Origin of the sequence: Streptomyces actuosus (genome assembly GCF_016921115.1) — a bacterium.
In the GTDB taxonomy this organism is placed as follows: domain Bacteria; phylum Actinomycetota; class Actinomycetes; order Streptomycetales; family Streptomycetaceae; genus Streptomyces; species Streptomyces actuosus_A.
Genome location: NZ_JAFFZS010000018.1, coordinates 14,675 through 28,634, shown reverse-complemented (window position 1 = coordinate 28,634; position 13,960 = coordinate 14,675). Strand labels below are relative to the sequence as shown.

The 13,960-nt window shown below is 74.5% G+C and carries 12 protein-coding genes; 8 read left to right on the top strand and 4 right to left on the bottom strand.

Translation table 11 applies throughout. The features are described 5' to 3' along the window. Positions 1 to 214: 214 nt before the first annotated feature. The 3 genes from JS756_RS21935 to JS756_RS21925 form a co-directional block, all read right to left on the bottom strand. Positions 215 to 1,702, bottom strand: coding sequence for an MFS transporter (locus JS756_RS21935; protein ID WP_307790883.1), 1,488 nt, complete (start codon positions 1,700 to 1,702; stop codon positions 215 to 217). A 354-nt stretch (positions 1,703 to 2,056) separates the two neighbouring features. Continuing rightward, positions 2,057 to 3,613, bottom strand: coding sequence for a hypothetical protein (locus JS756_RS21930; RefSeq protein WP_205384866.1), 1,557 nt, complete (start codon positions 3,611 to 3,613; stop codon positions 2,057 to 2,059). Between the two features lie 291 nt (positions 3,614 to 3,904). After that, on the bottom strand, positions 3,905 to 4,426 hold the full coding sequence (locus JS756_RS21925; protein WP_205384865.1) for a hypothetical protein: 522 nt from the start codon (positions 4,424 to 4,426) through the stop codon (positions 3,905 to 3,907). Between the two features lie 341 nt (positions 4,427 to 4,767). Here JS756_RS21925 and JS756_RS21920 point away from each other — a divergent pair, with 341 nt between their 5' ends. The 7 genes from JS756_RS21920 (at position 4,768) to JS756_RS21890 (ending at position 11,499) form a co-directional block, all read left to right on the top strand. After that, positions 4,768 to 5,427, top strand: a complete 660-nt coding sequence (locus JS756_RS21920) for a lipoprotein (protein WP_205384864.1) — start codon at positions 4,768 to 4,770, stop codon at positions 5,425 to 5,427. Between the two features lie 717 nt (positions 5,428 to 6,144). Beyond that, complete coding sequence (locus JS756_RS21915) at positions 6,145 to 7,680, top strand: ATP-binding protein (protein ID WP_205384863.1); 1,536 nt, start codon at positions 6,145 to 6,147, stop codon at positions 7,678 to 7,680. Beyond that, positions 7,677 to 8,096 (top strand): roadblock/LC7 domain-containing protein, encoded by a 420-nt coding sequence (locus JS756_RS21910; RefSeq protein ID WP_205384862.1) that lies wholly within the window; start codon positions 7,677 to 7,679, stop codon positions 8,094 to 8,096. Before JS756_RS21915 ends, JS756_RS21910 begins: the two co-directional genes overlap by 4 nt. Continuing rightward, positions 8,093 to 8,452: a DUF742 domain-containing protein gene (locus JS756_RS21905; RefSeq protein ID WP_205384861.1), complete on the top strand. Its 360-nt coding sequence runs from the start codon at positions 8,093 to 8,095 to the stop codon at positions 8,450 to 8,452. The genes JS756_RS21910 and JS756_RS21905 overlap by 4 nt, the downstream gene beginning before the upstream one ends. Beyond that, on the top strand, positions 8,427 to 9,041 hold the full coding sequence (locus tag JS756_RS21900; RefSeq protein ID WP_205384860.1) for a GTP-binding protein: 615 nt from the start codon (positions 8,427 to 8,429) through the stop codon (positions 9,039 to 9,041). The genes JS756_RS21905 and JS756_RS21900 overlap by 26 nt, the downstream gene beginning before the upstream one ends. Beyond that, positions 9,038 to 10,276 (top strand): cytochrome P450 family protein, encoded by a 1,239-nt coding sequence (locus JS756_RS21895; RefSeq protein ID WP_205384859.1) that lies wholly within the window; start codon positions 9,038 to 9,040, stop codon positions 10,274 to 10,276. The genes JS756_RS21900 and JS756_RS21895 overlap by 4 nt, the downstream gene beginning before the upstream one ends. Further along, a complete protein-coding gene (locus JS756_RS21890; protein WP_205384858.1) occupies positions 10,273 to 11,499 on the top strand; it encodes a cytochrome P450 family protein in 1,227 nt (408 codons plus the stop codon). Before JS756_RS21895 ends, JS756_RS21890 begins: the two co-directional genes overlap by 4 nt. A gap of 123 nt (positions 11,500 to 11,622) precedes the next feature. Here JS756_RS21890 and JS756_RS21885 read toward each other — a convergent pair whose 3' ends face one another. Further along, positions 11,623 to 13,122, bottom strand: coding sequence for a helix-turn-helix domain-containing protein (locus JS756_RS21885; RefSeq protein ID WP_205384857.1), 1,500 nt, complete (start codon positions 13,120 to 13,122; stop codon positions 11,623 to 11,625). A 168-nt stretch (positions 13,123 to 13,290) separates the two neighbouring features. On the opposite strand from JS756_RS21885, the gene JS756_RS21880 reads away from it, so the two are divergent. Then, positions 13,291 to 13,911, top strand: a complete 621-nt coding sequence (locus JS756_RS21880; RefSeq protein ID WP_205384856.1) for an L-threonylcarbamoyladenylate synthase — start codon at positions 13,291 to 13,293, stop codon at positions 13,909 to 13,911. The last annotated feature ends 49 nt before the right edge of the window (positions 13,912 to 13,960 follow it).

The window sequence follows — 13,960 nt, the reverse complement described above, 5'->3', positions numbered from 1 at the left end:
GTGCCCGGGGCCGGCTCTGGGTCGCCCGGTCGCCGACGTCCCGCCGGGACGGCCGTGCCGCCGGCGCCGGGCGGCGCTCCCCGCCTCCGGGCAGGTCAGCGACCTGCGACGCGCGGTGCGAGCGGGCACCGGCCGTGCGCCCGGCGTCGGACGGCCGGCGGCACGCGCCCGGGGCCCGGCCTCTCAAGGCGGGGGGTGCGGGGCCGGAAGAGCCTCACGCCGCCGGTCCACAGCGGCCCGCGTGGGTGTGGCTGTGCGGCCGGTTCTCGGGGTCGGCCCCGCCGTCGTCCCGCCGGTCGCGCCGCCAGTCCGCGACGGCGACGGCGAAGGCGGCGAGCATCGCGGCGAGCGCGGCTCCGACGGCGAGGGACGCGGCGGCCCGGTAGTCCTCGCCGGTGGCGTTCAGCACCAGGTAGAACAGGCCGGGCAGCAGAGCCGTGCCGATGGCGCCGCCCAGCCGCTGCCCGGTCTGCAGGGCGCCGCCGGCCGCTCCCGCCGTCCGGACCGGGACGTCCCGCAGGGTCATGGTGACGTTCGGGGAGATGACGCATCCGCTGCCCAGGCCGGCGACGAGCAGGGCGGGCAGGGCGAGCCAGACCACCGCCCCGGCAGGGGCGAACCTCAGGAGCAGGGCCGCGCCGCCCAGCCCGGCCATCACCGCGACCAGCCCGCACACCGTCAGCAGCCGGCCGAGCCGCTCCACGAGCCGGCCCGCGACCACGGCCGCCGATGCCGAGCCGATCGCGAACGGCGTCACCGCGAGCCCGGACTGCAGCGGCGAGTAGCCGAGGCCGTTCTGGAGGAACAGCGCGAAGACGAGCCACACCCCGCTGAACCCGACGAAGTACAGCGTGGCGAGCACGGCGCCGGGCAGGTATCCGCGCGTGCCGGTGGCCAGGCGCGGATCGAGCAGGGGCTGCCCTCCGCGCGCGGTGACACGGCCCTCCCAGCGGGCGAAGCCGGCCAGGAGGGCGGCGCCGAGGGGGAACAGCCACCACAGCCGGCGTACTCCCCCCGCCTCGGCGAACACCAGCGGCAGCATGAGGGCCAGGACCCCCGCCCCGAGCAGGGCCACACCGGTCAGGTCGAGACGCCGGCTGCGGCCGGGAGCCACGCGCGGCAGGTACCGAACTCCCAGCAGCAGCGCGGCCAGCCCGATCGGCACATTGACGTAGAAGATCCAGCGCCAGCCGTCCGCGCCGGACGCCAGGGTCAGGATGAGGCCGCCGGTGACGGGGCCGACGGCCGCGGACACGCCGACCGTGGCACCGAAGAGACCGAAGGCACGGCCGCGCTCGGCACCGCGGAACATCTGCTGGATCAAGGCGGAGTTCTGCGGGGCGAGGCAGCCGGCGGCCACGCCCTGCGCGACCCGGGCCAGAACGAGCAGCAGGATGGTGGGAGCGGCCCCGGCGGCGGCACTGCACGCCACGAAGGCGCCGAGCGCCCACAGGAAGATGCGGCGCCTGCCCATCGCGTCGCCGAGGCGTCCGGCCGGCACCAGGGCCAGGGCGAACGCCAGGGCGTAGCCGGAGACGACCCACTGCACCGCGGCCACGGAGGCGTGCAGGTCGTGCTGGAGGGTGGGCAGGGCCACGGCGACGATCGTCACGTCGAGCAGGCTCATGAACCCGGTCACCAGTGTGACCCACAGGGCCTTCCACCGCTGCCGGCCGGACTCCCCTGTCACCTCCGGTGTCACCGGGGCTCCTCTCCATCGCCACCGCGCCGGGCGCGCGCACCGGACCTCGTCGGGCAGGCCGGCGTGGCGCCTTACACATGCGTCACCCGTCGGCGCGAGGTGAAACGGTGCGGGCGGGAGGTTCCTTCGACGGAGCGACTGCCGTCAGGGCCGCACGGGCATGCTCCAGCGGTTCCCGGCGGCGCGGCCCGGACAGCCGGTCGGTGTGCCAGGACACGGCCTCGCCGTGGTCGGTGAGCGGTGGCCCGAAATGGTCGGTCAGAGGCTGCCGACGTCCGGCAGGAGCACGGGCCGGTACCTGACGTCGGCGCCCTTCCGGCGCCGTCCGAGGCACAACCGTCCGGTCCTGCGGGGTCAGGCCGTCGTACCGAACCCTTCGGTGGTGTAGGCGCACTCCGTGTAGATGTAGCCCGACGTGAGCTCGGCGGTGTCCTTGCCCGGGGCGGCCGTAGCACCGCTGCTCGGCTTGTGCACGAAGTAGGTGGTGCCCGGCGGCAGACTGATGGTCCGCTGCGGGTAGGTCCTTCCACGGTCGCCGCACGGCTCGAACGCCGGGCCCAGCGTCGTGGCGAGCGGATAGGTCCTGCAGGCTCCGCAGGCCTCGATGGTGAAACGGCCGGTGACGGGTCCGGTGTACAGGACCGTGATGTCGTGCGGGCTGTCGTTCTTCACCGTGACCCGGATGCCGCCCCCGGAGGCTGTGGTGGGAAGGCGCTTGCCGGCCTCGGGGACGGTCCGGGCGATCTCGGCGGCGATGGCGATCTTCTGCGCGCGAGCCCGGTTCCGGTCCTTGGGGTTCTTCTCCGCGAAGTCCTCCATCGTGCCCTGCGCGGCCTCGAAGTCACCGTCCCCGTACTGGTCGACGCCACAGGCGTACAGGCCCGCGTCCGCGCTCCCCGTGGCACGGCGGGCGTCCTCGGCGAGGGCACCGTCCTGCGTCTGTTCGGCCGTCAGTGCGGTGACGCGGGTGGCAAGGTCACGCAACTGCCTCACCGCGGTGCAGGGTTCGTCACCGCGCAGCGCCTTCTCGGCCCTGCCGACCGCGCCGTCGACGGCGGGTTCCACCCGGGCCGCCTGCGCCGACTCGGGGAAGGCGGCGAGGAGTTCGCCGAAGCGGCGGGGCCAGTCGGCGTCCCCCTTCGCCAGCCCGGCCGCCCCGCACTCGTACAGGGAGACGGCGAGGCGGTCGTCGGGCCAGCGGACCAGGGCGCCGAGCTGCCGCTCGGGCATGGTCTGCGGCACGGTCCGCAGGTACGTGAGCGGAGCGACGGCCGTGCAGTAGTCCTTGCGGTCGTAGACCGCGCCGACCGTCGCGTAGAAGGTCTTCATCCGGTCGGGGACCCGATGGGCCGCACGGGAGCCGGGATGGCCGGTGGCCAGCTCGCGGTAGTCGGCCAACGCCCTGCGGTAGTCCGCCTGCGCGCTGGTGAAGGGCTGCCGGCCGGCCTCCGCCACCACGTGGTCGGCGCGTTCCAGCCGATCGAGCAGCTGCTGCTGCAGGGCTTCCGCCCGGGCACCGTCGTACAGCACGGCACCGCCGACGGGCACGGCGAGCAGGAGCACACCCAGCAGCAGGGCGAGCGGGACACGGGCCGGCCGGGCGAGCCGGGCCCGCAGTCCGGCGACCGCACCGTGAACGGCCGCCACCGCGAGGACCGCCCCGTAGACGACGGGCACGGCGGTCGGCACCCCGTCCGCGTCGGCGGGCAGCGCCACCAGCAGCAGGAGTGCGGTCGCAGCCCAGCACCCGGCCGCCGGAAGCCACCGGCGCAGCAGCGCGTACCCCAGCCCCAGGCCAGTGAGGTTCAGCACGGCCACCGTCACCGCGCGGAGGGCGTCGGGCGGGGCGGGCGGCGGCGAGGAGGGCATCGGCGGTACGACGAAACCGTTGCCGTGCGGGTCCCCGGACATGGCGGCCCCTCCCCCTCAAGTACGCCTGCATGCCTGCGACTCGGGCAGTCTACGGCCGCCCGCCGACCGTCGGCAGGGCGCGCGTCACGGCGGAGCCGCCGGCTCGTCCGCGGGGCCGCGCGCGACGGAAGCGTGGGCGTGGGCCCGCGGCTCTGCCGGGGTGGCCGCCCCTGCCCGCAAGGTCGAAGCGGCCGGGCCCGAGGTGCCGGGTGCCGCGGGGTGCGGGGCCGTACGCGCCGGGATCGCCGGGCCCCAGGAAGCGGCCGGTTCGGCGGGCCCTGGCGGTGGCCGTCAGGCGGTCAGGGCCCGGCCCGGGTCGAGGCGGCTCAGGAGCTGGTCGCGGTGGAGACGGGCCACCGGGGCGAGCAGGTCGGGGTGGCGCAGGAGGGCCGCCGCACGCCGGTCGGTCTCGTCGGGGGCCAGCAGGCGGTGGAAGTCGACGGGGGTACGGGCCGTGTGGTCGCCGCCGGCGAGTGCGGCGACGGCCTGCCGGGCGAGGACCGGGTCGGTGAGCAGGCAGGCCGCCCAGCTCGCGACGACCTCGTCCACCCACGTGCGCCACTCCTGGTCGTCGGCGTCCGCGGCAAGGTCCGCACCGGTGATCCGGTCCAGGCGCCCCGCACCGCCGGGGCCGGACATGCCGACCAGGGCGACGTCCATCGAAGTGGGGTAGCGCAGCCAGGCGGCGACCGTCACGGCCTGCCGGGCCTGCACCTCGCACAGTACGGAGGGGAGCGCGCCACCGCACGCCGGGTAGGCACCGGTCAGCCACTGGGCGGTCGCCGCGATGATCGGGGAGAGGTCTGCTTGCACTGCCGGGTCGTCCGAGATGCTGCCGGGGTCGGGGGAACTCCCGGAACGGTAGTCGCTCCACCGTGTTCGGGGCCGTGTCGTCGGCCACACCCGCACGAGGGTCGGTCACGCTGAGGACGGCCCGGCACCACCCGCAGCACAGGGCACCGCTGCACGCCCGGGCACCGCGGCGGCTCACCAGGCCCGCGCCGCATCGCCCCGCGGCCCGGCACGGCACCGCCCCGCATGTCCCCACTCCCGGCTCCGCCACGCACCGTGTGCCGGCCCGCCGCACACCCGGGGGCGGCACGTCGTACACGCTCGGATACTGTGGCCCGGCCGATCATGAGGGGAGAACAGGCATGCGGGGTAGGACCGGGGCGGAGTGGGGCGTTGCCGCCCCCGTGCTGCTGGCGGCGGTGCTGGCCGGGTGCGGGCAGCCGGGTGGAGAAGACGTGGACGTGGCCGCGACCCCGTCGGCGACGGCGACACGGGCCTCCGGGACGGCCGCCCCGAGCGGCGGGAGCATCGGCGCCGCCGGGACGCCCTGTCCGCTCCCCGTCGCCTTCGACATCGCCCGCGGCTGGAAGGCGAAGGTCGTCGACGTGCAGCCCTCGGCGGACGTCGCGACCGAGGACCTCGTGGAGCTGCTGCACCAGGGCCCGGTCACCCTGGCCTGCGAGATCGACGCGAAGCCCGCCGGGAACATCGGCTTCCTGCGCGTGTGGACGGGTGAGCCCGGCAAGGCCGACGCCCGGACCGTGCTGGAGGGCTTCGTGGACGCCGAGAAGGGCACCAGCAAGGCGACGTACCGGACGTTCGCCTCCGGCGGCCTCACCGGTGTGGAGGTCGAGTACCTCTGCACCAGCGAAGTTCTCGACGAGACGAAGAAGGAGAACGCGCTCGCCGTCGTCACGGACCGGGGGCCGGTCGTGCTGCACCTCGGGGGCTTGGACGACGAGGAGCACCGGGCGATGCTGCCGGCGTTCGAGCTGGCCCGGCGCACCCTGCGCACCCCCTGAGGGGACGGGGAGCACACCACGGAGCTCCTCCGGCGCCCGCCACCTGCCCCCGTGTGCCGCCGTGACCGTCCGGGCACGGGCCCCGACATGCCGCGGAGACCGTCCGGGCACGGGCCCCGAGGTGCGGGCGGCGACCGTCGTCGAAAGTCACCCCCGCGCGCCCGCCTCCCGGCCGCAAGGCCGTTCCGTCCGTCGGCGGGTGCGCGGCCGGCGCGGACCGGACCGTTATGCCGGTCGTGGGACCGGCGGACGCACCGGGTCCTCGTGCGGTCGCCCTCTTCGTGCAGTCGTCCTCGTCGTCGGCTCGTGGAAGTCCGCGTCACGCAGGGCCTGCGTCACCGGTTCCTGCCCGGTCGAGCGGTGAGACGAAGGGGCAGGGCTGACCGGGAGAGGGCCGTGCCACGGGAGGCGCGGGACGGGGAGCACGCGATCGGCCCGCCCCGGGAAGACCGCCCACACAGGTGGCGCCCGTGGGCAGGGGTGATCCGGCCGAACAGCCGGCCACGACCCTACCGGGGGACACGGCACTGCTCAACCACCATCACCGCCAGAGCATTTCCGACAGTTGGCGCAGAAGTGAGCGGTGGGCGAAAAGTTTCGGAGGGAAGTCGCACCCGACAGTGCGAGACCGGTCGATGACGGTGTGTACTGTGCAGCGGACACCTCGACAGAGGAAACCCGAGCCCTCCCCTGCCCGCTTCCTCCTGGAACCCTTCCATGATTGAAATACCGGACCTGGTGGCCGGCGGCCTCGCCGCCGGCACGCTGTCCGCACTCGCCCTGGGCGGCGGGCTGCTGCACGCCCGGCGCCAACTGTCCCGGCAGCGAGCGGAGTCGGACGCGTTGCGCAGGCAACTCGACGAAGCCACGCGGGCGTTCACCAGCGAAATCGAGCATCTGGCCTCGCGGCGGCTGCCGGCGGCAGCCCGCGCACTCGCCCATCCGCACGTGGTGGTCCCCGGCCCACTGGCCCCTGAGACCACCGGAACTCCCCTCGGCCGGGCGCTCGACGGCGTCCTGCAGGGCCTGCGCGTGGAACTCGCCGCACAGCACGTCCGCGTCGACGCCGCGGCGCAGGCCGGTATGCGCGGCGCCACCCGGGAGATCCAGGCGGCCCTCTACCGCCTGCAGGACGCGCTGCGCGGACTTCAGCAGCAGTACGACGACCCGGAACTGGCGCATACGCTGTTCCAACTGGACCACGAGAACGAGCAGTCGTTGCGGCGCGCCCAGGTCGCGGCCGTCGTCTGCGGCGCCTGGGTCGGGCTCGCCCGCGAGGAGTCCCACCTGGTCGACGCGGTCACCGGCGGCCAGGCCCGGCTCGCCGGCTACCGGCGGGTCGCCGTGCACCATCATCTGCGGCCCGGCACGGCCCTGGTCTCGCACGCGGTCGAGCCGGTCGCCATCATCACCGCCGAGCTCCTCGACAACGCGCTGCGGCACTCCTCTCCGGACACCGAGGTCCTGGTGAGCCTGGAGCACGTGCACCACGGGGTGTGCGTCACCGTCGACGACGCCGGTGTCGGTATGACGTCCGACGAGCGCGAACGCGCGCAGCGGCTGGTGGCGGGCAGGGAGCCGATCCTGCTGACCGACCTCGGGGATCCGCCGCGCATGGGGCTGGCCGCGATCGGGCAGCTGACCCGGCAGTTCGACCTGAGTGTCGACGTCTCCACGATCTCCCCCTATGGCGGCGTCCGGGCCGTCCTGCTGGTCGCCGAACACCTGCTCAGCCGGATCGACCCCACCGAACGGCCTCCCGCGGCCAGCGCCCCGCGTTCCACTCGCGAGACTGTCTCCGAGCGGTACGCCGTGGACACCGCGCCCCCCACCGGGCCGGCGGACGGCCGTACCCCGCAGACCCCGGTGGGCGACCCGCCCGACGCGCCGGCCCACACGTACGGGGCGGAGCCGCCCGGTAACGGCGCCCCTCGTGTCCCGGCGCACGCCGCGCCCGGCACGGGCGTCCGGGGCGTCCCCGAGCACGACAGCGCGTACGACAGCGCACCCGACGACGCGCTCGACACCGGTGGCCTGCCGCGGCGGCGCCGCCGCACCCCGGCGGCCACCGGGCAGGAACCCGCGCCGCGGCCCGCCGCACCGCAGGCCGCCGCGCCGCACCGCGCGGAACAGGCCGCCGCCGCGCTCGGCGCGCTCCAGTCCGCGACGGCCGCCGCCCGCGCGGCGGGCGGCGCCGCACACACACCGAACGACAGCGATCACACCGACCACGAAGGGGGAGCGGCTCGATGACCAGCCACGAGACGGGCGACACGGCATGGGTGCTGGAGCCGATCCTGCAGGTGCCGCACGTGGTGGCGGCCGTCCTGCTCACCCGGGACGGGCTCGTGACCGGGTACACGGACTCCCTCAGCCGGCCCTCGGCGGAGCGGGTGGCCGCGATCACCTCGACCGTGCAGGGAGCGTGCCGGACGGCCGCCGCGGCGTTCGCCGACGCCGACCGGGCCGAGGTGCGCCAGGTGGTCATCGAGTCCGATCTCGGGTACGTGCTGATCGTGCCGACGGACCACGGCACCTGCGTGGCCGCGTACGGCGACGCCGAGGTACGCCTGGACCTGCTGGCCCACCGGGTGCACTCGCAGGTGGCGCGGCTGGCCGAGAAGGCGATGGTGGCCGCGCCCCGGGGAGCCGACGGCGCGCCGGTATGACGGGACGTCCGGGCGGCCGTCCCCTGGTCCCCGCCTACCTGGCGACCGGCGGTGCGGCCCGGCACCCGCGACTGCGTCTGGAGCGGCTCTCGCTGCTCCGGCGCAGCGACCGGGCGGTGCCCGACGGGCTGCCCCCGGCCCACCTCGCCCTGCTGGACGAGCTGGCCGAAGGGGCGCTGACGGCGGTGGAGGCCGCGGCCCTGCTGCGGCTGCCGTTCTCCGCCGTACGGGTGCTGGCCGGCGAACTCGTCGACCAGGACCTCCTGGTGGCCCGTGCGCCGATCCCACCCGCCGAACGGTTCGACCCCGACCTGCTGAAGAGAGTGGCCGATGGCCTCCGCGCCCTCAAGCACTAGCCGCATCCACCTGCCGGACACCGCCCGCGACCTGGTGAAGATCCTGGTCACGGGCCCCTTCGGGGTGGGCAAGACGACGTTGATCGACTCGGTGTCCGAGATCCGGCCGCTGCACACCGAGGAGCACCTCACCGAGGCGTCCGCGCAGGTGGACGACCTCGACGGGGTGCGGGACAAGGCGACGACCACCGTCGCCATCGACTTCGGCCGGATCAGCCTGCCGGACGGGATCGTGCTGTACCTGTTCGGCACGCCCGGGCAGGAGCGGTTCCGGCCGCTGTGGGACGACATCGCCTACGGCGCCCTCGGCGCGCTCGTCCTCGTCGACAGCCGCCGCGTGGACGCCTCGTTCGACGTGCTCGGGCTGGTGGAGGAGTCGGGGCTGCCGTACGCGGTGGCCTTCAACGCCTTCCCGGACGCTCCCCGGCACTACACCGAGGACCAGCTGCGTGCCGCCCTGGACCTGGACCCGGGCACGCCGATGGTGACGTGCGACGCGCGGGAGGCGAACTCCTCCCTCGACGCGCTGCTCGCCCTGGTCCAGCACCTGATCAACCGTCAGACACGCACCGACACGGAGCCCCTGTGACCACCTACCCCGCTGCCCAGGAGGCGTTCTCCCGCTCGGCGCCGGTGCGCCTGTGGGAGGACGGCTTCGCGCGCGACCCGGACCGCTACTACGCCGCCCTGCGCGCCCAGGGGCCCGTCGGCTGGGCCGAGCTTGCGCCCGGTGTACCCGCCTATCTGGTCACCGGACGGCAGGCGGCTCTGGACGTGCTGCGCGACACGGCCGCGTTCTCCCACGACCCGAGCCCCTGGGAGGCGACGGTCGCCGACGACTCCCCCGTGCTGGGCATGATGCGGTGGCGACCGAACGCCCTGTTCGCCGACGGCGCGGCCCACGTCCGCTACCGCACCGCGCTGATCGACATCTTCGACCTCGTCGAACCGCACGACCTGCGCGCCCGGGTGCACCGGGCGGTGCGGCTGCTCGCGGCCCGCATCGGCCCGCAGGGCGAGGCCGACCTGGTGGGCGGCTTCGCCCGGCCGCTGATGGCGCTGGTCTTCAACGACCTGTTCGGGCTGCCCGACAGCTACGGCGAGCGGCTGAACACGGGCCTGGGCAAGATGATGGAGGGCGGCGCGCAGGCTGCCGAAGGGGAGGCGGAGTACGGGCGGTACGTGCTGGAGCTCGTCGCGGCCAAGACGGAACGACGCGGTGAGGACCTGCCGAGCCGGCTGCTCGACCATCCTGCCGCGCTCAGCCCCGACGAGGTCGCCTGGCAGGTCTTCCTGACCCTCGGCGCCGGCTACGAGCCGACCGCGAACCTGGTGTCCAACGCGTTCTCGCGCATCCTCGGCAACCCCGCCTACTACTCGACGCTGACCAGCGGGGCCCGGCCGGTGACGGACGCGGTGGCGGAGGTGCTGCACCACGAGACGCCGCTGACCAACTACGGCGTCTACTACGCCCGCCGTCCGATGTCGTTCCACGGCGTGTGGCTGCGGGCCGCGGTGCCGGTGGTGGTCGCCTTCGGCGCGCTGGCCCGCGCCGCCGAGCTGAGCCACGGCGCCGACCGGCTGCCGGGCGACGCCTCGCACCTGTCGTGGGGCGCCGGCCCGCACACCTGCCCGGTCAAGCACCACGCCCTGCTGATCGCCACGGAGGCGATCGAGCGGCTCACGCTGTGGCTGCCCGACATGGAGCCGGTTCTGCCGCGCGAGCAGTTGGCCTGGCGGCCGGGTCCCTTCCACCGTTCACTGACCGCACTGCCCGTGCGATTCACCCCCCGCACCCTCGACCAGGCAGGAGACCTGTCGTGACCGTGACCGACCGCATCCCCCTCGACCCGTTCGGCGCCGACATCACCGCCGAGAGCGCCCGGCTGCGCGCCCTCGGCACGATCGTGCCCGTCGAACTGCCCGGCGGGATACCGGCCTGGGCGCCCACCCGCTACGACACCGTGAAGCAGTTGGTCCTGGACCCGCGAGTGAGCAAGGACCCGCGGCAGCACTGGCGGCTGTGGCCGGAGATCGGCGAGCACCCGTCCTGGGGGTGGATCCTGGGCTGGGTCGGCGTGGTCAACATGCTCTCCACCTACGGCGCGGACCACACCCGGCTGCGCAAGCTGGTCGCGCCGAGCTTCACCCACCGCCGCACCGAGGACCTGCGCAAGCGCGTGGAGGCGATCACCGCCGAGCTCCTGGACGAGCTGACCGCGGCCGGTGCGGACGGGAAGGTCGTGGACGTGAAGGCCGCGTTCGCGCACGAACTGCCCATGCAGATCATCTGTGAGTTGTTCGGCGTGCCGGAGGAGCTGCGGGAGGCGAACGTCCGGCTCGTGGCCGCCATCATGGACACCTCCGACCCTTCGCCCGAGCATGCCGCGTTCGTGCAGGAGCAGATCGGACAGGTGCTCGGCGCGCTCATCGCGCACAAGCGGGAGCAGCCCGGCGACGACATGACCACCGAGCTGATCCGGGTGCGCGACGAGGACGGAGACCGGCTCAGCGACGAGGAGTTGCTGTACACGCTGCTGCTGGTCATCGGAGCCGGTTTCGAGACGACCGTCAACCTCATCGGCAACGCGGTCGTCGCGCTGCTGCGCGACCCCGAGCAACTCGCCGCGGTGCGGGCGGGCCGGATCGGGTGGGAGGGGGTCGTCGAGGAGACACTGCGGGTGCATCCGTCGATCGCCTCGCTGCCGCTGCGGTTCGCGGTCAGCGACGTGACCGTCGGCGACGTCACCGTCCCGGCCGGGGACGCGATCATCACGACGTACGCGGCGGCCGGTCTGGACCCCGAGCACTACGGCCCCGGCGCGGACGTCTTCGACGCCGCGCGCGGTGCCGACGACCACATGGCGTTCGGGATCGGTGTGCACCGGTGCATCGGTGCGCCGCTGGCCCGGATGGAGGCCCTGACGGCGCTTCCCGCGCTGTTCGAGCGCTTTCCCGACCTGCGGCTCGCCGATGCCGAGTTGCGGCAGGTGCCGTCGTTCATCGCGTTCGGGTGGCAGGAGATCCCCGTACGGCTCGGGGGCTGACGGCGCGGCAGGGGCCCCACCGGTCCCCCGTTCCGGTCGGGCCCCTGCGGCCGTGCCTCGAACCTATGTGGACGGCGGGGCATGTGTGAACCGTGTTCGTGCCCGATGCGCGGGCGCCGGGGCTCACCCGTGCACAGGTGCGTCCTGATCGCCCCGTTCCTCCGAGCCGAGGGCGGGCGGTCGAAGGTCCCCGGTGGCCAGATGCGCGAGGACGACCTCGTACAGGTCCCGGCCGCCGGCCAGCAACTGCCGTTCCAGGACGGGCTCGGCGCCGCGGACGTGTTCACGGACGGTCTGGGCGTGGACACCGAGGCGCTGGGCGGCCCGCTCGGCATTGCCGCCGGCGGCGATCCAGGCACGCATCGTGCCCCGCAGGTCGCGGGCGTCGTCGTCCAGGCGCCGCAGCAGGTCGTGCGCCCAGGCGAGGACCGCCGGACCGGCGAGGAGATCGAAGAACCGGGCGCGGACGTCGGGGACACTCCGCTCCTCCTCGGGGAGGCAGATCCGGGCGTTCAGCGCGAGGTGGACGGCCGCGCGGGCGGTGAGGTCGGAGAAGTCCGCGCCGATCAGACCCTCGGTGCGGGTCATGCGGGCGCGGACGGTGTTGCGGCTCACGCCGAGGACCTTGGCCGCGTTGACGGCGGTGAACTCCAGGCCCAGACGGGTGGTGGCGAGCAGTTCGCCGCCGACATGGCACGGCAGCTCCTCCAACGGGCGCAGCAGCCGTGCCGTCCAGGCGGTGAGCGCCGCAGGGTCCATGAGCCGTTCGGGGTGGGTGCGTTCGGCGTAGACGGCGGTCTTCTCGGGGCGGAAGCGGGCGACGGCGAGGGCGCTGACGGCCTGCCCGTAGGCGCCCGCGGTGCAGGCCAGGCGCTGGCGGGTGCTGCCGCCCAGGTAGGCGTCGTGGCGGCGGTCGACGACCGCGCGCAGGGCCTCGTCGGCCGCCTCGCCGGGTGCGACGACGATGACGTGCGCGTCGATGGCCGGGCAGCGCACCACGAGGGCCTCCTCGCGGGTGGCGGTCAGGCACTCCTCGGCAATGCGGTCGCGGTCCTCGGGGCGGCCCTCGACGACGTACACGCACGCGGTGTCGGTGTCGAGGAGCCCCGGCCAGAGCCCGGCGGCGACCCGGCGCGCGGAGACGGGGTCCTCGACCATGAGCAGCTGGAGGATCGCCAGCCGCAGGTCGGCGGCCGCCTGCCGCAGCCGGTACCCGGTGGCGGCCGACTCACGTGCCCGCAGCAGGAGTTCGAGCAGGGCGGCGGTGTGGGTGACGACGTCGGCGGCGCTCCGGTCGAAGGGGGCGGTGCGGGAGACGGCCAGCACCCCCGCCGAGTCCGGCAGTCCGACGCGGACGAGCCGCACGTGGCGGCCCTGTCCGTCCCAGGCGGCGGAGGCGATCCGCCCGCCGACGACGTCGGCGGCAAGGCCCTCGTCCACGGGGACCGGCTCCCCCGCGAGCAGGTGCCCCGTGCCGTCCCGCAGGGAGACCGCGGCCCGCACGGTGCCCGAGAGCCAGGCGACGACCTTGCCCGCGTCCCGTCCGGCGGGACGCAGATGGTCGAGGAGCTGCCGGGCCCATACCGGGTCGGCGTCGTATGTCCCTTCCGCTGGGCCCGCCATATCGGCCTTCTCCTCGTTCCTCGCCGGGATCTCCGCTCTGCCGGGCGGACGTTACCTCACGTTCCCCCCTCTCGTGCGCAGACCGGTGCCGGTGCACGTGGGGCGGGGTGCGGCGGGCCCGAGGCCGGGCTGCCCCGCGGGGGCTGCGGCGGCGGCTAAGCTCGGCGGATGGCGAAGTACTTCGACGTGCACCCCGACAACCCCCAGCCGCGCACCATCTCCCAGATCGCCGAGAGCATCCGGCAGGGCGCGCTCGTCGCCTACCCGACGGACTCGTGCTACGCACTGGGCTGCCGGCTCGGCAGCCGCGACGGCACCGAGCGGATCCGCGGCATCCGCAACCTGGACGACCGGCACCACTTCACCCTGGTGTGCCAGGACTTCGCCCAGCTCGGACAGTTCGTCCGGGTCGACAAGGACGTGTTCCGCGCCGTCAAGGCCTCCACGCCGGGCAGCTACACCTTCATCCTGCCGGCGACGAAGGAGGTGCCGCGGATGCTCCAGCACCCGAAGAAGAAGACTGTGGGGGTGCGCATCCCCGACCACGTGGTCACGCAGGCCCTGCTGGCCGAGCTGGGCGAGCCGCTGCTGTCGAGCACGCTGCTGCTGCCGGGCGAGGACGAGCCGATGACCCAGGGCTGGGAGATCAAGGACCGGCTCGACCACGTGCTGGACGCGGTGGTCGACTCCGGCGAATGCGGCACCGAGCCCACGACGGTGATCGACTTCTCCAGTGGCGAGCCGGAGATCGTGCGGCGCGGAGCGGGGGACACCGCGCGGTTCGAGTGACGCGGGGCGGGGGGCGCCCGGTCAGCCGCGCGCGTCCCCCGGTCCTGCC

Bases quoted from the DNA above. Each gene is read 5' to 3' on its own strand.
- JS756_RS21930 (WP_205384866.1), bottom strand. From the start codon at position 3,613: ATGTCCGGGGACCCGCACGGCAACGGTTTCGTCGTACCGCCGATGCCC.
- JS756_RS21920 (WP_205384864.1), top strand. From the start codon at position 4,768: ATGCGGGGTAGGACCGGGGCGGAGTGGGGCGTTGCCGCCCCCGTGCTG.
- JS756_RS21915 (WP_205384863.1), top strand. From the start codon at position 6,145: ATGATTGAAATACCGGACCTGGTGGCCGGCGGCCTCGCCGCCGGCACG.
- JS756_RS21910 (WP_205384862.1), top strand. From the start codon at position 7,677: ATGACCAGCCACGAGACGGGCGACACGGCATGGGTGCTGGAGCCGATC.
- JS756_RS21905 (WP_205384861.1), top strand. From the start codon at position 8,093: ATGACGGGACGTCCGGGCGGCCGTCCCCTGGTCCCCGCCTACCTGGCG.
- JS756_RS21900 (WP_205384860.1), top strand. From the start codon at position 8,427: ATGGCCTCCGCGCCCTCAAGCACTAGCCGCATCCACCTGCCGGACACC.
- JS756_RS21885 (WP_205384857.1), bottom strand. From the start codon at position 13,122: ATGGCGGGCCCAGCGGAAGGGACATACGACGCCGACCCGGTATGGGCC.
- JS756_RS21880 (WP_205384856.1), top strand. From the start codon at position 13,291: ATGGCGAAGTACTTCGACGTGCACCCCGACAACCCCCAGCCGCGCACC.